19 protein-coding genes are annotated in these 17462 nt (G+C 61.4%); 2 read left to right on the forward strand and 17 right to left on the reverse strand.

Annotated features, from left to right (window positions below):
• Nucleotides 1-64: 64 nt before the first annotated feature.
• Nucleotides 65-718, reverse strand: a complete 654-nt coding sequence (locus ABI660_RS14555) for a DUF4124 domain-containing protein (RefSeq protein WP_348069251.1) — start codon at nucleotides 716-718, stop codon at nucleotides 65-67.
• 37 nt (nucleotides 719-755) lie between these two features.
• Nucleotides 756-1523 (reverse strand): orotate phosphoribosyltransferase, encoded by a 768-nt coding sequence (gene pyrE, locus ABI660_RS14560; RefSeq protein WP_348069253.1) that lies wholly within the window; start codon nucleotides 1521-1523, stop codon nucleotides 756-758.
• Between the two features lie 11 nt (nucleotides 1524-1534).
• Here pyrE and ABI660_RS14565 point away from each other — a divergent pair, with 11 nt between their 5' ends.
• The gene (locus tag ABI660_RS14565; protein WP_348069255.1) at nucleotides 1535-2413 is read left to right on the forward strand and encodes an exodeoxyribonuclease III; all 879 of its coding nucleotides are present in this window, start codon (nucleotides 1535-1537) and stop codon (nucleotides 2411-2413) included.
• Nucleotides 2414-2523: 110 nt separating this feature from the next.
• On the forward strand, nucleotides 2524-3384 hold the full coding sequence (locus tag ABI660_RS14570; RefSeq protein WP_348069257.1) for a hypothetical protein: 861 nt from the start codon (nucleotides 2524-2526) through the stop codon (nucleotides 3382-3384).
• Nucleotides 3385-3530: 146 nt separating this feature from the next.
• On the opposite strand, the gene ABI660_RS14575 is transcribed toward ABI660_RS14570, so the two are convergent.
• The 15 genes from ABI660_RS14575 to ABI660_RS14645 all read right to left on the reverse strand — a co-directional run bounded on the left by ABI660_RS14575 (nucleotide 3531) and on the right by ABI660_RS14645 (nucleotide 17416).
• Nucleotides 3531-3974 carry a hypothetical protein gene (locus ABI660_RS14575; protein ID WP_348069259.1) on the reverse strand — a complete coding sequence of 148 codons (444 nt, stop codon included), beginning with the start codon at nucleotides 3972-3974 and terminating at the stop codon, nucleotides 3531-3533.
• A 23-nt stretch (nucleotides 3975-3997) separates the two neighbouring features.
• Nucleotides 3998-5794: an AAA family ATPase gene (locus ABI660_RS14580; protein WP_348069261.1), complete on the reverse strand. Its 1797-nt coding sequence runs from the start codon at nucleotides 5792-5794 to the stop codon at nucleotides 3998-4000.
• Between the two features lie 11 nt (nucleotides 5795-5805).
• Nucleotides 5806-6495, reverse strand: coding sequence for a PspA/IM30 family protein (locus tag ABI660_RS14585; RefSeq protein WP_348069263.1), 690 nt, complete (start codon nucleotides 6493-6495; stop codon nucleotides 5806-5808).
• Nucleotides 6496-6597: 102 nt separating this feature from the next.
• On the reverse strand, nucleotides 6598-7461 hold the full coding sequence (locus ABI660_RS14590) for a hypothetical protein (protein ID WP_348069265.1): 864 nt from the start codon (nucleotides 7459-7461) through the stop codon (nucleotides 6598-6600).
• Entirely contained in the window at nucleotides 7458-8306 is an 849-nt protein-coding gene (locus ABI660_RS14595; protein ID WP_348069267.1) for an ABC transporter ATP-binding protein, read from the reverse strand. Before ABI660_RS14595 ends, ABI660_RS14590 begins: the two co-directional genes overlap by 4 nt.
• Nucleotides 8303-9097, reverse strand: coding sequence for an ABC transporter permease (locus tag ABI660_RS14600; RefSeq protein WP_348069270.1), 795 nt, complete (start codon nucleotides 9095-9097; stop codon nucleotides 8303-8305). Before ABI660_RS14600 ends, ABI660_RS14595 begins: the two co-directional genes overlap by 4 nt.
• On the reverse strand, nucleotides 9094-10749 hold the full coding sequence (locus ABI660_RS14605) for a phosphate ABC transporter substrate-binding/OmpA family protein (RefSeq protein ID WP_348069272.1): 1656 nt from the start codon (nucleotides 10747-10749) through the stop codon (nucleotides 9094-9096). Before ABI660_RS14605 ends, ABI660_RS14600 begins: the two co-directional genes overlap by 4 nt.
• Before the next feature lie 13 nt (nucleotides 10750-10762).
• On the reverse strand, nucleotides 10763-11416 hold the full coding sequence (locus tag ABI660_RS14610) for a methyl-accepting chemotaxis protein (protein ID WP_348069274.1): 654 nt from the start codon (nucleotides 11414-11416) through the stop codon (nucleotides 10763-10765).
• Between the two features lie 383 nt (nucleotides 11417-11799).
• Complete coding sequence (locus tag ABI660_RS14615) at nucleotides 11800-12510, reverse strand: GntR family transcriptional regulator (protein WP_348069314.1); 711 nt, start codon at nucleotides 12508-12510, stop codon at nucleotides 11800-11802.
• Nucleotides 12511-12570: 60 nt separating this feature from the next.
• Nucleotides 12571-12948 carry an oxalurate catabolism protein HpxZ gene (hpxZ, locus tag ABI660_RS14620; protein WP_348069276.1) on the reverse strand — a complete coding sequence of 126 codons (378 nt, stop codon included), beginning with the start codon at nucleotides 12946-12948 and terminating at the stop codon, nucleotides 12571-12573.
• Nucleotides 12949-12955: 7 nt separating this feature from the next.
• A complete protein-coding gene (locus tag ABI660_RS14625; protein ID WP_348069278.1) occupies nucleotides 12956-14353 on the reverse strand; it encodes an AtzE family amidohydrolase in 1398 nt (465 codons plus the stop codon).
• The gene (locus ABI660_RS14630; RefSeq protein ID WP_348069280.1) at nucleotides 14350-14571 is read right to left on the reverse strand and encodes an AtzG-like protein; all 222 of its coding nucleotides are present in this window, start codon (nucleotides 14569-14571) and stop codon (nucleotides 14350-14352) included. Before ABI660_RS14630 ends, ABI660_RS14625 begins: the two co-directional genes overlap by 4 nt.
• Before the next feature lie 13 nt (nucleotides 14572-14584).
• Nucleotides 14585-15406 (reverse strand): ABC transporter ATP-binding protein, encoded by an 822-nt coding sequence (locus tag ABI660_RS14635; RefSeq protein ID WP_348069282.1) that lies wholly within the window; start codon nucleotides 15404-15406, stop codon nucleotides 14585-14587.
• A gap of 157 nt (nucleotides 15407-15563) precedes the next feature.
• Nucleotides 15564-16412 carry an ABC transporter permease gene (locus tag ABI660_RS14640; RefSeq protein ID WP_348069284.1) on the reverse strand — a complete coding sequence of 283 codons (849 nt, stop codon included), beginning with the start codon at nucleotides 16410-16412 and terminating at the stop codon, nucleotides 15564-15566.
• A gap of 5 nt (nucleotides 16413-16417) precedes the next feature.
• Nucleotides 16418-17416 (reverse strand): ABC transporter substrate-binding protein, encoded by a 999-nt coding sequence (locus tag ABI660_RS14645; RefSeq protein ID WP_348069286.1) that lies wholly within the window; start codon nucleotides 17414-17416, stop codon nucleotides 16418-16420.
• Nucleotides 17417-17462 lie beyond the last annotated feature (46 nt).

Raw genomic sequence — 17462 nt, forward strand, 5'->3', positions numbered from 1 at the left:
TTGCTCTTGGCCCACCCTATTTCTGAACGATGCACTTCGTACTTGAATCCGCCTCCTAAATTCACTATTTCCGGACAGCCGCGGCGGCGGGCGCCGTGTCGGGCACGCCCCCGCCCATGCTCCAGAGCTGGTTGAGTTTGACCAGTTCTTCATCGAAACGCAGGTTGACGCGTTTTTTCTCCGCGTCCTGCTCGGCGATAAAGCGTTTCTGCACGGCCACACTGCCGTCGTTTTCTTCGAGCTTGCGTTTGAGCGTTGGCGGTGCCTTGGCGGGATCGGACTTGTAAAACTCCAGATCCGTGTCGATGGCCTTGCGCTGCTCGGCCAGTTCGGTCGTGCGCTTGCTGGCGGCCTTGATCACCGCCTCAATCTGTTCCAGCGCTTCGGCGCGCTCCCTGTTGTGCACAGCTCGGCTGGGATAACGCAGCAGCAGGGCGCGGTCGCGGCGTTTTTCTTCCGCTTCGCGGGCCCGTGCTTCCGTGACCGCCTTGTCTTTTTGCTCCTGTTCAGCGCGTTCTTGCGCGGTCAGCGAGGGCCCTACAACGCGCTTGACGGTGCCCGAAGGGTTGATTTCGCGCTGGGGGCGGTCCACGCATTCGGCAATCGGCCGGTCAGCGGTGATTCTGCGGCCCTTGCCGTCGACACAGCTGTAAATACCCTGGGCCTGAACGGCGCCGCCCAAGCTGGCCGCCAGGACGACCCACGTCACACCCAACATCCGCTGAACATGTGTTTGCAATAACAACAAAATACCCTTAATTGACGCCGTAGCGCTGCCGGTAGGCCAGCACATGCTGGTAATGAACCTGAAGCGAATCGCCGGCTTGCGGCTCCCCCGTGCCCTGTGGCGCCTGATTCGCTTCAGCCAGATACTGCAGTAAGTCGGTCAATCGGGCAATCGCGAAAACGTGGAGACCCAGCTGATTCGTAACATATTGCACGGCACTGTAGCTCACGTCCTGGCCGTTTTCCATCGCCTTTTCCTGGCGGTCCAGCGCAATGGCCACCGCATGGGGAATGGCACCCGCCGCCCGGATGATCGCGATCGACTCGCGCGTGGCCGTGCCGGCAGAAATCACGTCGTCGATGATCAGCACCCGCCCCTTGACCGGTGCGCCGACCAGCGTGCCGCCCTCGCCATGGTCCTTGGCTTCCTTGCGGTTATAGGCAAAAGGCACGTTGCGGCCCAGCCGCGCCAATTCCACCGCCACCGCCGCAGCCAGCGGAATGCCCTTGTAGGCCGGGCCAAAAATCATGTCGAACTGCAGGCCACGCGTTTTCTCTTCGAGCAGCAGGCCGCGCGCATAAAATTGCGCCAGCCGGCCCAGCTTGGCGCCGTCGTCAAACAGCCCCGCATTGAAAAAATAGGGGCTCAGGCGTCCGGCCTTGGTCTTGAACTCGCCAAAACGCAGCACGCCTGACTCGATGGCAAACTGCACGAATTCCTGCGCCAGCTCATGGCTTTCAGCGCTTTGGCTGCTGTTGTTTTGTTTTTGCCCTGGCGCGACCGTTGGGGTGCTCATTGGAGATGTCCTTGTTTAAATTGACCAGCCTGAACCTCAATGGCATCCGCTCTGCCGCCACCAAAGGCATGCCGGAGTGGGTGGCCCAGACCCAACCGGATTGTATTTGTGTGCAGGAACTCAAGGCCCAGGCAGCCGATGTGGCGGGCCGCTTCGAGGAAATCGCAGGGCTCAAGGGGCATTTTCACTTTGCCGAAAAAAAGGGCTATTCCGGCGTCGCCGTCTACAGCCGCCATGAGCCCAGTGACGTGATCACCGGCTACGGTTCGCATGAGTTTGACGCCGAAGGCCGGTATGTGGAGCTGCGCTTTGACCGCCCTGGCCGCAAGCACGCGCCCAGACTGTCCATCATCAGCTGCTACTTTCCCAGCGGCTCCTCCGGCGAAGAGCGGCAGGCCGCCAAGTTCCGCTTCCTGGCGGAGTTTTATCCTTACCTGGCCAAACTGAGGGAAACCCGCGACTTCGTGCTGTGCGGCGACATCAACATCGCGCACCAGGAAATCGACCTGAAGAACTTCAAGGGCAACCGCAAGAACAGTGGCTTTCTGCCTGAAGAGCGCGCCTGGATGACCGAACTGCTGCGCGACGCAGAAGCGGCAGAAGAAGCGTTGGAAGAGCTGACCGAGGGCACGGGCCAGACCGCGGTGAAAGCCACGCGCGGCGGTGGCATGGTCGATGTGTACCGCAAGCTGCAGCCCACCACCACCGACGAAGCCTACACCTGGTGGAGCAACCGCGGCCAGGCCTATGCGAAAAATGTCGGCTGGCGGCTGGACTACCACCTGGCCACGCCGGCCGTGGCGGCCCTGGCCCAAAGTGAAACCATCTACAGGACGCAGCGCTTTTCTGACCATGCGCCCATCACCGTTGATTACGACCTGAGCTTGTAGGCGCATCAACCGATATGAAGTCATTCCAAGCAATCTGCGGGCTGTCAATACAGAGCTAGATTCGGACACAGCCGCCAACGCAAAAAACAGATTTCCCACGAAAGTCATCCATGAACAATGAACATACGAAACCGGACCTGAGCCAGGATTACTTTCAATCTCTGGTGGATTTCGGCGCCGCGACCGCCCGCGTTCCGGCCCGTTTGAAATTGATTGCCGACGGCGAGCAATTGACGCGCTTCTTCGTGCATTACGCATCCTGGAACAGCCGATTTGCAAATGGCGTTTCTGCGCTTGTCAGTCTGATCGGGGAGAGAAGGGATCTCTTTCAGGAGAAAGGCTTTCCGCGCGCCGTCGCCGACAGAAGCAACTTCATTGCAAGTTACATCTTCGACGCCGCGCGCGACGAGTACAACGACCATATCAATCCAATCCGCGATACGCATCGCTGCATGGCCCAGGCGTCGCTGATCAGCATGTCGGCGTTCTACGGCCTTGGCGATAAAGTGCTCGATGAAACCGAACCTCCTGCGCTGCAGAAAGTGAACGCATCGGTGCTGCCCGGCTACACAGGCCAGGGGCGGTCTGCCGACGACGACGTGGGACGTGTATTTGCCGGTATTGGCTACCACCTCGGCTCGGAACTGCTGGCCGACAGCGAATTTTCGGTCATCGATGAATACCTGCGCCAGAACCGGGACGAGCTGGTCCAGCACCTGATGCGCTCAACGGTCGAACTGGCCGGCGGCAAGCACCGCTGCTATGCCTGGGTCGGCGTCCATAGCGGCCATGGCGGTGGTGTGGAGGCCGACCATTTTGACTACGCCCTGTCGGGCGCACGCGCAGCGTTGAAATACCTGGTGGGCGATCGCAGAAAAGAGGCTCTTGCTTCGCTGGCAGAAGGCTTCCTCGCCTTCGAGAAAGACCACGCCCTCTTTTTCTCGGTTAGGGATGAAGGAAGCGCTGAATAAGTCCTTGCGGAGGCGCGGCAGCGGGATCGGGATGGGATGCAAGGCGGATGTCGCAGGCAATAGCTGGCCATTGGCAAGAAGTTCAACGCCGCAGACCGCCCGAGCCCGGTTGATCGCGCGCCGCAGGGGACTTGTTCAGCGCTTCCTCAAAGCCCCTTGGCCAATTCCGCCACGGACTGGGCATCCGGCAAATGGGACAGCGCCCCGATCAGGGAGTCCTTCACCTGCTCGAGCAACTCGGCCACCCGCGCGTCCGCCACGCCTGCGGTGGCGGCAAGTTTGCCAACATGGCTGCGCTCGGCGTCGCTCAGGGCTCCGTCGGCGTAGCCAGTCGCAAAACACATCAAAACCAGTTGCTCGGCAAACCCGGCGTCGCCCGAAGCCTTCTTGAGCAGAGACTCGCCGGACCCGGCCAGAGCCCCTACTTCGCTGAACGGCGGCAGGCCCTGGACGCCGGAGCCCTCGTAAAACCGTCGGATCAGTGCTTCCTCCTCCGGCCGCACGCCGTCGACGTGCGCGGTGGACAGCATGCAAGCGGCCAGCGCCAGAACCTGGTCCTTCGACATCGCATCCCCTTGAACAATTCCCATGGTCATCTCCGTGTGTTAAGTGGTTAGCGCCCGAGCGCGCGTACGCGCGCCTCGCGCAAATTTTTCTGAATGTCGCTCACCGCCATCTTGCGAAACCGCTCTGGTAGCAAGGAGCGTCGCGACGTTTCCGAAACCGCCAGCAGTTCCATGAATTCGATCATGTCCTTCTCTTGCGGCGGCATGAAATCATCTCTGGCTTTGGCCAGTGCTTCCATGAAAGACAGGCTATCCTCACGTGCCTTGAACTCAAGCCCGAGCAGCGTCATGGCCTCCAGATCGGCATTAGAGTATCCCGCCAGACTTTCACACAATGTCTCAAGCGCCGGCATGTCAAAGGACGAAGTTCCATCGTAACGCCGGATGACCGTGGCAACAACCGCAGCACGTTCTTGCCTGGTTTCACAGTAGAAGAAGGGGATTTTTCTGTCCAGTCGCCCTGGCCGCTTGATGTCGGTGTCGAGCTTGTCTGGTCGGTTGGTCAGCATGACGAACAGCACCACGCCGCGATTCTCGGTATCGGACATGAATTCCTTGAGCCTGGCAATGACGCGCGAGCTGGTTCCGTCGTCCCCTCCCTCGCTGCCACCATTGCCAAAACTGCGGTCACCCTCGTCGATCAGCACGGCAATGGGCCCCATCGCCTTGACGGTTGCCAGCACACGCTCGAGATTTCTCTCGGTTGAGCCCACCCATTTGGAGCGAAAGTTCTTGAGCGCCACCGCCGACAAACCTGCTTCCTTGAGAAACGCCTTGATAACGAAGGTTTTGCCGGCGCCCATGGGACCTACAGCGAGCAGCCCCATGGGCGTGAGCCGCTTATCGCCGCGCTTCAGGTTTTGGGCGATCTCCATCAACTCTCCGGTGATGTGATCGGCTCCGCCAACAGCGGACAAGCCGTGCTTGGGTTCAACGAATTCGATCAGACCGGCGCATTCCTTTTCTATCAATTCACGCTTGCGAATGTGGATCAGCCGCAGCACGTCTTCGTCCGGGTCCTCGCAAGGCACGGCCTTCGCCGGTTCTACCAACGTGCCGATTTCTTCAGCGGTCATTCCCGCTGTAATGCCCGCGAACCGCTTGGCTCGCTCCGCAGCATCCGGAGCACCATGCAGCAGCTGCAAAATGAGCTTCTCGCGCTCAGCTTCCGACATCGAGCCGTTACCCGACGCGCGCATCAGGCTTTCAATCTGCACCACGCGCATGCCCGCCATGCGTTCGGCATACAGGGCGATCTGCCGCTCGGTCAGCCTGGGCGCAAACATGCGAACCACGTCCGCCCGTGCCTGCAAGTCGGGCATCGGGATTTCTATGGCCGCTACCTTCGGGTTGGACAGCAAAGACTGATTGAGCGAGCCTAGCGTCTCGACGACGATGAACGTGATGTTGTCGGCTGCGCTGAGCAGGCGATCAAGTGACCAGCGGTGAAACAGCGTGCCGACCTTGCGGTCATCCTGCGAGACGTAGCCGGCGTCGTCACCCGGCATGATGGCGTCCGCATACGGCACGAAAATAGCCGTTCCCTGAGAACTCCGCAAATGCCGCTCCAGACTGTGCAACTGGCCTACGAGATCGGCGCCGGCGTCAATATCAACGTGCCCCTTCAGGCATTGCACTCCGAATTCCGGCGAGACCTCGACCACTGTCCGCTTGGTCTCCTCGACAAACACCCCGGTCAGGAAGGCTTTCAGGTCCAACAGTTGCCCGTTGACCAAATAGATATCGAACACATTGCGGTAAAGGACGAATGTCGACGTCTCGCCGGCAAGGTACTTGTCCCGCACAACATCCGCCCAACCCGGCAGTTTCGGCTTGGTGGCCATAGGTGTGGGGGTCAGAGTGTTTTGCCGCCGGCTGCCGCCGCGGCATTGGCTTTCTTCATCTGCTCGAGCTGCGCGCGCGCGGTCACCGCTCCGGCAGTGCGGTTCAGGTTTTTCAACCGGGTATCCAGGTCAGATTCGCGCAATTCGCTTCCTAGCTTGGCCTCCGCCACCCGTCCCTTGATGTGATCGCGCACGCCGGCAAGCGCCTGCACCTCGGCATCAATCGACAGCCCGTCCAACGACTCCTGGATTTTCAGTCGCGCTTCGGCGCTCTGGAATTTGGCAATCATGCGGTCTTTCTCGGCTTTCAGCCGGTCGATCTCGCTCTTCATCTCAAGCAGCGAGGCCTTGGCCTCTTCAGCATCCTTGTCCGCCTCCGAGAAGTCGCTGTCCAGGTGAGCAATTTCTTCGCCGAGAGCATTCTTCTTCTGGATAAGGACCAGCGCCAGATCATCCTGGTTGGTGGCTAGCGCCGCGCTGAGCTGCTGGTCGACCTTTGCCAGGTCTGCCCTCGCGGTCTGCAGCCGTCCCTCAATGTCCAGCTTTCTTGCAATGATCCGCCCTGAAGCCTGCTTCAACTTCGCGTACTTCTCGATCATCGACTGAATCGAGTTTTGGTACGCGATTTCGGGGTGTTCCTTCTCGATATCCGTCACCCAAAGGGCAATGAAGCCGGTCCAGAGATTCCACAAGCGACCCACGATTAAATTGTTAGCCATGATCTTCCTCTTCACTTCCGTTGGTTGACAGATTACCGCCGCCCGGACAGGGCGGCCCACATACACACCCCGTCCGTGGACGGATCATTCCCGGCTTCCGACAGCCCGGCTCACTTTGGCCGCCTCCGGCACCCCGTCGAGCCTGGAAGGCAGGCTGGTCATCGATTTCAACCCGAAAGCTGCCTCGACATCCACCGTTACTTCTTCCGCAGCCCGAAGCTTGGCGACCGACTCCTCCAGCAAGGCGCCCAGGTCGCCGGAGCCTGGGGAGGCCAGCACCATCTGGTACACCTCTTCCATCCGCATTGGCATGGACACCAGGTTTGCCTCCAGGATGCTGCGGCGTGAAATCATGCGCGCCTGCCGCGCCAGTACCTCTTCATACTCCGCCCTGGCGCGCCTGAACTGCTGCTCCTCCGCGCCGCCCGTCCCGCCCTTCTGCAACTTTTGCTCGACACCCCGCAGTTTGCGCTCTGCCACCCCGGCGAGGTCATTGACGTCCTGTTGGCTCATGGCGGCGTCGCTCAGGCACATCGCCAGGTAGCTCACACACAAATCTTCCAGTTGCTCCACTTCCCGCCCGGTCAACGCGGTGCTGGTGTCTGCTGCGGTCCGGTACAGCGACTGCACGCGCTCGCTCATCTGCTGGTAGTTCCCGAGGTAACTCGATCCACCGTGCTGCGCAATTTCTTCCAGAAGGCGTTCGCGCCTGGCTTTGCGCAGGCGCCGACGCGTATCTTCGTCTGCAACCTTGCGAAAGGACGGCAAGCCCGGCACGATGGCCAAGCCCAGGACTTCCAGCGCGGCGATGCCCAGCATCACCAGCGCCAGGGCATCCCAGCCCAAGGGAAGCGACGCAAGCACGCCGATGGCAGCCCCCCCCAGCACCATGGCCTGGTTGAAGGGGTGCGTCAGGAACGCAAGCCAGTAACGCGTTTCCTGGCTCACACCGTCAACCGGACATTGCCGGGTCCGTTGGTTGCGCGCAGATGCCCGACGATCCGGTCGTGCATTTCCCTTACTTGCGCGCCCATCAGCCACGCCTGGCCTCTCGGCTGGCGCTCGAAAATGTCGAAGTCGTCGATGATGCGGGCCGGCTGGGTGGACAGGACGATGACACGGTCCCCCAGTAGCAGCGCCTCGGTCACATCGTGGGTGACAAACAGGATCAGGCAGGGATGCGCCTGGTTCAGACGGCTCAGCAAGGTCTGCATGGTCGCGCGCGTCTGCGCATCAAGCGCACCGAACGGTTCGTCCATCAGCAGCACCTTGGGCCGCAGCACCAGCGCGCGGGCCAGCGCGACGCGCTGGTTTTGCCCGCCAGAAAGCTGGGACGGATACTGGTCGCGCTTGTCGGCAAGGCCCACTTCCCCAAGCATCTGGTCCACCCGCTCATGCGCTTCCTTGAGAGGAACCTGGCGTTTCCACTCCGCGAAACGAAAAGGGTAGAGCACGTTCTCGCGCACGGTCAGGTCGGGTCGATTGGCATAGTGCTGGAAGACCATGACCGCATCGGGATGCTGTCCTGTGCAAGCCTGCCCCTCGATCTCGACGGTCCCGGAAGTAGGCGTCTTGACGTTCCATGGACGGACGCCGCCCAACATCCGAAGCAAGGTTGATTTGCCGCAACCCGACGGACCAAGCAGCATGTTGATCGAAGGGCGTTCGAAAGTCAGGTTGATGTTGTCCAGCACGCGCAATGTGCTGCCGTCCGGCTGCGGGTACTCTTGCACAATGTCGACGGCCGACACCAGCGGACTCGACTCGGCTTTGGCTTTTTGCGCCGCGCTCATACCGTCTCCCATCTGTAGAGTCTGCGTTTGAGCCACATGAGAAACTGATATGTCAACAACGCCACGGCAATGATGACGATGATGCCGGCAAAAACCTGGTCCATGGCGCTGAGCCGCCTGGCGTTGGCGATCAGTTGCCCCAACCCCTCCTGCGCGTTGACATATTCGGCCACGGTGATGTAGGTCCAGCTGACCGAGACACCCACGATAATTGCATCCATGATGCGCGGCATGGCCAGAGGCACCAGCACCCTGGTGATGCCTTCCCATTGCGTGGCCCCGATGTCCTGGGCGCTGATCAGGTAACCCTCGGGCACCGAACGCACGGCATCGCGCACCAGGGGCGTCAGGTACACAATGGAGCCGACAAACAGAAACGCGATTTTCATGAATTCACCGATGCCGAACCACATCACCATGATCGGCAACAGCGCGGCCACCGGGGCCGAGCGAAACGGGTCAACCAGCGGCGAGAAGACCGCGTTGACTTTGGGTGAGGCGCCCATGAGAACACCCAGCGGAATACCGATGACCATCACCAGCAGCGAGGCCGTTGCCACCCGACCGACCGACCACATGGTCGCGACTGCCAGCTGGCTCTTGCCTTCATACCAGGCCAGATAAGACATGGCCTCGGCCACGGCCCATGGAGAAGGCAATTGGTTCTTGCTCAACAGTCCGGACGCCGACAGCACCGACCACAGAACCAGAACGGTCAGGATGCTGCCCAACCCCAGCAACCGCCTTTGCATCGGGCTCAGCGCCCGATACGGGTTCCAGAACTGGTTCACTTGCCAAACACAGCCAGCCGGGTTGAACGATTCAATCCGCGGCACTCATCGAGGCTCATGTCAGAGGCAGCTGGGTTGCGTTCGTCGCAAAGCGGACGTGCTGAGCCATAACCCGTCACCCGCAGACGGGATCGGGAAATTTCCCACTGCTTTTCCAGATAGCTCGCCACCGCTTTTGCGCGGGCCTGCGACAGCGCTTCGTTGACGGAAGCCGCACCAACCGAATCGGTGTTGCCGCTGAGTTCGAAATAGGCGCTGCCGTTGTTTTCGATGAACGGCACCATTTCCTTGTCGATCACCAGTTGCGCCCGCTTGGACAGCTCGGCTGACCCCGAAGCGAAGGTCACAGATACCGGCTTCGTTACCACCGCTTGCGCCGCCATGGCAGTTGTGCGCCCTTGCTCCGAAAAGGTCTCCACTGGACGCGCGGCGCTGGCTTGTGCCTGCGTGTTGCGCTGCAGCGCAGCCTTGATGAACCGGTAGTCAAAACTGTCCTGCGGTGTGATCACGGGAGATTTTGGATTCGCCAGCGACCCTTCCGCCCGGTAAATCTGGTCAAAGCGCGAATAAACGCGCTCATAGTGGTTCACACCACCGGCCAACCCGAGCGCGCGCGCGTTGTCCGACAGGTCGGTCCACAGCAAATTGCCGAACAGGCCCTTGACGAAAGGCTTGCCTTCCTTGCTGCCCAACAGCTTGAAGTACTCCTCGGTCGCGATCAGCGCCTCGACAGCCTGGTCCGGCTTGGCTTTGGCGGCTGTTACGCCCTCGAGCCAGCCATCGACAAACTTCTGAAACACCTCCACGTTCTCGGGTTTGGCCAGCTCACGCTGGTCACACACGATCACGTCATAAATCAAATTCGTCGCGGTTTTGGTCGAATAGATGACGTGTGCCCCTTTCACGTCGCGAACCGCGAGCGCCAGGTCCGGGTCCCACAACACTGCAGCGTCCACGTTACCCGCAACGAACGCTGCGCGGACACCGGCCGTGCCTTCGTCGGCCTTGATGAAGATGGGTTTGATCTGTTTCTTCGCACGCGCGGTCAATGAAGAGTTGTCAATCGCGTCGATGAGCATGCCGTGCGAGGGTGTGTACTGCAACAGGGCGACAGTCTTGCCTGCCAGATCTTCGATTTTCTGAACCGATGCATCGCGCGCAATGACCGCATCAGCGCCCTGTGTGTTGTCAACAATCACGACCGCCTTTGCGTCATGACCGGAATTGCGCAGATTGGGATGTTCCTGAGCCCAGAAGTCGGAAGTACGCCATGCGCACTGTGCTGCCTTCGACTCAAAAAGTGTCGTCAGCGTGGGGATGTCGTCATTGATCACGAACTCAACATTCAACCCCTGCTGGGCATAGATGGACCCAGGCTGCGTTCTGAGACTGTTTCCGTTGGCCACCAGCGCCGGCGCGTAGCCGTGAAAACTGACGAGGCTGACGCGCAGCGGATTACCGGGGCTACCCAACTTCCCGGACGAAGGCCGTGGCGCGGCCGCCTTGCTGTCACCAGCTGCTACCGCCTGTGTTTTTGCACCATCGGAGGCCAGCTTGTCCTTGAGGAAAAAGTTCCATCCGACGGAACCGATCAGGCCCAGTGCAATCGTCGCCAGGAGGCCTTTTGTCAGGCCGGTCATTTTGTAAGCCATTTCGTGCTCTCCCTCAGTTAGTTGTATTGGAGCTAAATTGGGCAACCAGCGATCTGAAATCACCAGCGACCCGGGAAAGGCTTCCCAGTTCGCGCGTTGTGCGCTCTACTTGCGCCTGCAAAGCTGCCTCCAGGGTGGCGCTCTCCTGGGTGCCCCGCGCAATCTCGCGCGACAGCAGGCCTTCCAGTTCGCTCATCTGTCTTTTAATTTCAACCACGGATACCTCATGCTGTTGCCGTAGCCGCGCGATCTCAGCCCGGGTTTCCTGCTCAGCCAGTGCAATACTTGCGCGCAGGGCCGAAGCATGGGATTCGATGGCGGCTACTTTTGCAGAAGCATCCCGAATGGGGTCGCCAATTGCCCAGGTGTCGTCAGCCGCATCCATGGCCTGGATGGCCTGGCGCCGGGTACCGTCGTCCATTGCTTTGAGGCCCTCGAGCAGGCGAAGCAGGCGTTCAGCGGGATAAGGGGCTTTTGGCACAGCAGCGGCTTCGTATACCTGCGCGAGCGAAATTCCGGCGATTTCTTCTACCGAAGCAATCGTTCCATCGCCGAACGGGACATCTGTCGGAAGCTCTTCGTGGCCGGGTGAGTCTGTAGGCGGTGGTTCACCCCCCTCATTGCGGACCAGGCCAGCACGTTCCAAAACGTTCCACACACCCTTCATTTCGCCTCCTCGATTAGAAATCTTAAGCGAGCATAACGCCCATGAAGATGACAAACATGCCAGTTGCGGCAGGCAGATGTTTTTTGGCTATTCTAGGTGGCAATTTCGTGCTGCGGCTTCTACCCGCAAGCAGGGACGGCGATCAGCATCCAATTTTCATAAAAACACCGATCTGCCGGAGTCGAACGCGACATTCAAAACCCGTGAGATCCCGGGCATCTTGATCGCCTCCTGGCAATACCAGCCATCGCCGCGCCAGCATGAACCAGACGATTTGAGCAACCCCGTCAGTCACTCATCTAGCTATCAAACGAATAGTTGCGTGCACCCGTCCGTCTTGGGCTAAAAGAGTTTTTCAATAAACTTTGACCACAAAGATACGCTCAGCGCGCCTTGGCGCCCAGCTGGCGCGCCAAGTGCACCTGGTGGAGTGTGATCTTGCGTACCTCGGCCTGGCTGGTCTGGATGTGCGATCGCAGCAGCAAAGCAGCTTGATCGCCGCGCTTGCGCTGAATGGCCTTCAAGATCTTGGCGTGTTCCTCGTAAGTGGCATCAATGCGCGGCTGCTTGGTGAAGTCGAGCCGGCGAATCACGCGGATGCGCTCTGTCACATCGCGGTGCACGCGTGCCATCTCGGCATTGCCGGCGGCGGCCACCAGGGCGCAGTGAAAGGCCTCGTCCCACTGCGCGACCTGTACGGTGTCGCTGCTGCGCTGTTCCGGGCTGACCAGCCAGATCGCCGCCAACGCATCGAGCAGGCTGTTGTCGACCTTGAGTGCGCCGTCGCACAGGCGATGCGCGGCCGTGGTTTCCAGCACCATGCGCAGGTCATAGAGATCTTCAAACTGGTCGAAGTCAAACGGCAGCACACGCCAGCCGCTGCGAAACAGCACCTCGACAAAGCCCTCCTGTTGTAGCCTGAACAAGGCCTGGCGCACCGGCGTGCGCGACACGCTCAGGCGCTCGCTGATTTCGGTTTCAGTGAAACGGTCACCGGGCACCAGCTTGAAATCCGACACGTCGCGCTTGAGCTCCTCGTACACCTCGTCGGCACGCGAGCGATGGGGCACTTTTTCGGTGGTTTTCGATGGCATCTCGACAAAGGGCGTGGAGCTGTTCATGTGGTCATCATCATAGGGCGTGCAACAGGTTTCTCAGGCCAACAAGCTGACGTGTGCAGCCACCACGCGCCAGCCTGCAGGCGTGCGAATCCAGGTCTGGCTCTGCCGGCCGGTTTTGGTACTGCCGGCGCGCTGGAACTCGACGTTGGCTGTGGCCATGTCGGAGCCATAGGTGGTGATCACGGTTTTCAGCAGGCTGCGTTCCAGCCCCTGCGCGGGCCGCCCCGCACGGAAGGCCTGGATGGCGGCGTAGCCGTAGAGATTTTCCGTCACGCCGTAACGCAGGGTGTGCGGACTGTTCCAGAACAGCTCGTCAAGTACCTCCACCTTGTTGTTGACCAGCGCGTCTTCATAACGCTCGAACTGGGCCGTGACTTCGGCCAGGACTTCGGGGAGGTTGATGGCAAGCATGGTGGGTCTAAAACTGAACGGGCTGGACACGGGCGACGCCGGCATCGCTGAGGATTTGTGCTGCGCGAAACGCAAGGTCTTCGCGCCAGGGCGCGGCGATCAGTTGCACGCCTACAGGCAAGCCGCCGGTGCCGCTGGGCCACAGCGGCGCGGTAACGACGGGGCAGCCGGCAAAAGAGACCGGTTGGGTCAACAGGCCCAGCGAAGGCCGGCAAGCTTGCTGCGTGCCATTGATGTCCAGCCACTCGGTGCCGATGACGGGTGCGCTGACCGGTGTGGCGGCGGCGAGCAGCACATCCCAGTCGCGAAACAGCGCGTTGACCTTGTCGCGGTAAACCCGGCGAAAGCGCTGGGCGCGCAAATACCAGTCCACCGGCTGCAGGGCACCGGCGATAAAGCGGTCCACCGAGAGCGGCTCGAAGTCGTCGGCGCAGGTGCGCAGCTCATTCAGGTGCAGGCTGCCGCCCTCGCTCGCGGTGACGATGAAGGCCGCTGCACGCGCCAGCGCGGCGTCGGGCCAGCTGACCTCGGCGTGCGCGCCCAGGGTGCTGGCGGCCAGCGCCACCACCTCGCGCGCCGCGGGCGCAATGTTGTCCTGAAAATAGCCGCCCAGCACGCCGATGCGCAAGCCCGCTGTGCCGCGGCCCAGTAGCGGCACCACTGGCTGTACGCGCAAGGCCTGGCAACCCGGGTCCAGCGCGTCGGGGCCCTGCAGCGCGTCGTAAGCCAGCGCCAGGCCGGCGAGGCTGTCGGCCAGCGGCCCCAGGTGATCAATGCTGTGCACAAACGGATAGGTCCCGCGGCGCGAGAGCCGGCCAAAGGTGGGTTTGAGGCCCCAGACCCCGCACAGCGAGGCCGGTACACGGATGGAGCCGTTGGTGTCTGAGCCCAGGGTGATGGGCACCTGCCCGGCAGCCACCGCGGCACCCGACCCCCCCGAGGAGCCGCCGGCAATGCGCGTCAGGTCGTGCGGATTGCGGCAGGGGCCGTAATGTGTGTTCTCGGTGGTGAAACCGTAGGCGTATTCGTCCATGTTGAGACCGCCCACCAACACAGCGCCGGCCGCCTTCATCTGCCGGACCAGGAAAGCGTCGGATGCGGCAGCCGGATCGCCGCGGTTGACGATGGAGCCAGCCAGCGTGACGACGCCTTCGATGTCGAACAGGTTCTTCACCGCATAAGGCACACCGGCCAACGGCCCCAGAGGCTGCGAGGCGGCCCGCCGCGCGTCCACGGCATCGGCTTCTACCCGGGCGCGTGCCTGCGTCTTGTCCGTGAAGGCGTTGACCCGGCCGTCGGTGGATTCAATCCGTGCCAGGCTGGCGTCCAGCAGTTCGCGCGCGCTGACTTCTCCGGAGGCAACCGCCCTGGCCATTGCAGCAGCATCAAGCGCTATTGTTTTCATAGCTGTTCGCGCCCGTCGTCATTGGGCGGAAAGGCTGCCGGCCTGTATATTTCGGCCAGTTCGTCATGCACCGTCAGTGGCGCAGCTTCCAGCAGCGCGGCCATGGCAGCTGTGCGCTGCAGGTGAACCGCCACACGCTGGGCGCGCGCCGCGTCCAGCGGCAGCTTCAGCAACGCGGCCATGGTTTCAACATAAGCCAGCAGGCGGGTGTCATTCATGGCGCCTACCGTTTCAGCGCCGGACTTCGCGCTGGAAGATTTCCAGGCTGCGCTTCTTGGTGCTGATGAAGCTGGCCTCGGACAGCGTTTCCACTGTGCGCGGCCGGGCATCGTTGTACGGGAGTATCTCGGCGACGCGGGTAGGCCGCTTGGTCAGCAGCAGCACCTGGTCGGCGAGGTAGACCGCTTCCTCAAGATCGTGCGAAACCAGCAGCATGGTGGTGCCGGTCTGCATGAACACCTCCTGCAGCTTCTCACGAATGAACAGCGTCATTTCAAAGTCGAGCGCCGAAAACGGCTCGTCGAGAAACAGGACCTCTGGATTGTTCGCCAGTGCCCGCATGATGGAAGCCGTCTGCTGCTGCCCGCCCGACAGTTCGTAGGGGTAGCGCTTGAGGTCGAACTTCACATCGAAAGACGCCACCAGTTCGGCCATGCGCCTGTCCACCTCGGCCTTGGACTTGCCTTCGAGCTTGAGCGGGTAGGCGATGTTGTCGATGGTGCGCATCCAGGGAAACATCGCTTCGCGGTAGTTCTGGAACACGTAGCCGATCTTGGTGTCTTTCAGAGACTTCCCATCGAAGAGAATCTCGCCGGCGTCGATGGGCACCAGCCCGGCGATCATGTTGATCAGCGTGGACTTGCCGCAGCCGTTGGGTCCGAACACCGAGACGATTTTTTGCTTCGGAATGTCGAGGTTGAAGTCCTCGTACAAGGGCCAGCCAGCAAAGTACTTGGTCAACCCGCGGATGGTAATGTGCGTGCCAGCCGGCCCCGGCTGAAATTCGCGCACGGGAACATCGGCAAACACAGGAGCGTTGATTACAGCGGACATGACAAACTCCAGTGAGGTCCATAAGGAGGCAGTACAGCAAGTGACCGCAGCTCTCTCCCATTCAAGCAAGGGCCGCGGAACTGGCTTTGCCAGGCCGCAGGCGCAGCGGCCCCCTCGGGGGGCAGGAAGTTACGCGAAGCGAACGACCGTGGGGGCCTCATCTGCCGCTCCAGTGAACAATGCGGCGCTCAAGCACCAAGAAAAATATGTTGAGCGCATAGCCCAGCGCACCGGCGGCCAGAATGGACGCGTACATGTCCTTCACATTCATGACCTGCTGCGAGTTGATGATGCGGTTGCCCAGGCCAGTGTCGGCGCCGATGAACATTTCCGCGACGATCACGATCACCAGCGCCATGGACACAGCCGACCGCAGGCCGACAAAACTCGGCTGCAGGCTTTCCCAGATCAGCACGTCCTTGAACACCTGCCAGCGCGAGGCACCCATGACTTTGGCCGCCATCACGCGCTGCTTGCGCGCGTTGATCACGCCATAGGCACTGTTGAACACAACGATGAGCAGCGCACCAAAGGCGGCAATCGCCACCTTGTTGATGTCGGACACGCCGAAGATCATCAGAAACAGCGGAATCAGCGCCGAGGAAGGTGTGGAGCGGAAGAAGTCGATCAGGAACTCGACGCTGCGATAGGCCTTCTCGTTGCTGCCGAGCAGCACACCCAGCGGCATGCCGACGGCCGCTGCAATCATGAAGGCCTGCACCGTGCGCCACACCGTGACGGCAAAGTCCTTGAGCAGCGGGCCGCCCGCCAAGCCATTGATCAGCGCGCCCAGCGCGTCCAGCGGGGGCGGCAGCAGGATGGCCTTGATGAAGCCCAGGCGCACCACCAGGTCCCAGATGATGAAGAGCACCACCGGGCCAATGAAGGGCAAGGCCCTGTCCAGCGCCGGCTTGCGCTGCACAGCGGCGGCCGGTGCACTGGCCGGCGGCGCCCAGGGCTTGGCAGAGGCCACTGGTGCCGCGGTCACGGAGGAGGTGCCATCCATCACGTTCAACCCTTGTAGAGCATCGAGTCCACCATGAGGCGCGAACTGAAGATGCCTTTTTCCGAGAACAGGTCGAAGAACTTCTGGAAATGCGCGACGTCGGCGGGTGTGAACTCGTTGTACATGGTGTAAGCCGCGAGGGGCACCTCGCTGGTCAGCGCGCCTTCGATGGCGGTGTAGCCTTTAAGGTACTGGCGCGCCTCGACCGACTTGTTGCGCACGTAGGCCACGCCCTTGCCGTAAGCGGCGATGAACTTCTTTGCCGCGTCCGGATTCTTCTTGATGAATTCCGAGGACAGCGAAGCCGAGCCGCCAAACCAGGGCGCCATGGGGTCGCCGAGCACGTAGCGGGCGATCACACCGGGCTCCAGCACGCGCGTGGTGCCGTTCATGCGGCCTATGGTACCGGTCGGCTCCAGCGTGTAGGCGCCGTCGACCTGGCCCGCGGCGAGCGCGGCCACATGCTGGCCGATAGGCAATTCCACCACGGTGGCACCGGTGGCGCCGCCGCGTTCAAGCACGGTCTTGGCCAGCGTCACATTCTGGATGCCCGGGCCGGACGCGACGCGCTTGCCCTTGAGGTCGGCCATGACCTTGGCGGGGCTGGCCACCGGCACGATGACCTCGTCCAGCACGTTTTTCACATTGCTCGGGTTGGAGCAAAAAATCTTGAAGGTGCCTGGCTGCGCCAGCTCGCCGATGGCGATATTGGCCGAGCCTGTGCCGTTGGCGGTGCCGTCGGAACGGCCGGACAACACGGCTTCCATCACCTGCTGGGCGCCCGCAAATTTGAGCGGCTCCACGTCAAGCCCGGCCTCCTTGAAGTAACCCAGCTCGATGGCCGAATAAAACGGCAGGCCGGCGGCGATGGGCCAGTAGCCAATGCGGATCTTGGGGCCGGACTGGGCGCGCACGATGGCGGGCGCGCCCAGCACACCCAGCGCTGCGGTGGCTGCCCCTGCCTTCAACAGGGTGCGGCGGGTGGAATGCTTGGCTTGGCTCATGAGTCTCTCCAGGGTAGGTGATGGATGAAAGTGATGGATGAAAGGA

It is taken from the genome of Polaromonas sp. (genome assembly GCF_039930745.1).
GTDB lineage: Bacteria > Pseudomonadota > Gammaproteobacteria > Burkholderiales > Burkholderiaceae_C > Polaromonas.

Bases quoted from the DNA above. Each gene is read 5' to 3' on its own strand.
- ABI660_RS14555 (WP_348069251.1), bottom strand. From the start codon at position 718: ATGTTGGGTGTGACGTGGGTCGTCCTGGCGGCCAGCTTGGGCGGCGCC.
- pyrE (WP_348069253.1), bottom strand. From the start codon at position 1,523: ATGAGCACCCCAACGGTCGCGCCAGGGCAAAAACAAAACAACAGCAGC.
- ABI660_RS14570 (WP_348069257.1), top strand. From the start codon at position 2,524: ATGAACAATGAACATACGAAACCGGACCTGAGCCAGGATTACTTTCAA.
- ABI660_RS14575 (WP_348069259.1), bottom strand. From the start codon at position 3,974: ATGGGAATTGTTCAAGGGGATGCGATGTCGAAGGACCAGGTTCTGGCG.
- ABI660_RS14580 (WP_348069261.1), bottom strand. From the start codon at position 5,794: ATGGCCACCAAGCCGAAACTGCCGGGTTGGGCGGATGTTGTGCGGGAC.
- ABI660_RS14595 (WP_348069267.1), bottom strand. From the start codon at position 8,306: ATGAGCGCGGCGCAAAAAGCCAAAGCCGAGTCGAGTCCGCTGGTGTCG.
- ABI660_RS14605 (WP_348069272.1), bottom strand. From the start codon at position 10,749: ATGGCTTACAAAATGACCGGCCTGACAAAAGGCCTCCTGGCGACGATT.
- ABI660_RS14610 (WP_348069274.1), bottom strand. From the start codon at position 11,416: ATGAAGGGTGTGTGGAACGTTTTGGAACGTGCTGGCCTGGTCCGCAAT.
- ABI660_RS14615 (WP_348069314.1), bottom strand. From the start codon at position 12,510: ATGCCATCGAAAACCACCGAAAAAGTGCCCCATCGCTCGCGTGCCGAC.
- hpxZ (WP_348069276.1), bottom strand. From the start codon at position 12,948: ATGCTTGCCATCAACCTCCCCGAAGTCCTGGCCGAAGTCACGGCCCAG.
- ABI660_RS14625 (WP_348069278.1), bottom strand. From the start codon at position 14,353: ATGAAAACAATAGCGCTTGATGCTGCTGCAATGGCCAGGGCGGTTGCC.
- ABI660_RS14630 (WP_348069280.1), bottom strand. From the start codon at position 14,571: ATGAATGACACCCGCCTGCTGGCTTATGTTGAAACCATGGCCGCGTTG.
- ABI660_RS14635 (WP_348069282.1), bottom strand. From the start codon at position 15,406: ATGTCCGCTGTAATCAACGCTCCTGTGTTTGCCGATGTTCCCGTGCGC.
- ABI660_RS14640 (WP_348069284.1), bottom strand. From the start codon at position 16,412: ATGGATGGCACCTCCTCCGTGACCGCGGCACCAGTGGCCTCTGCCAAG.
- ABI660_RS14645 (WP_348069286.1), bottom strand. From the start codon at position 17,416: ATGAGCCAAGCCAAGCATTCCACCCGCCGCACCCTGTTGAAGGCAGGG.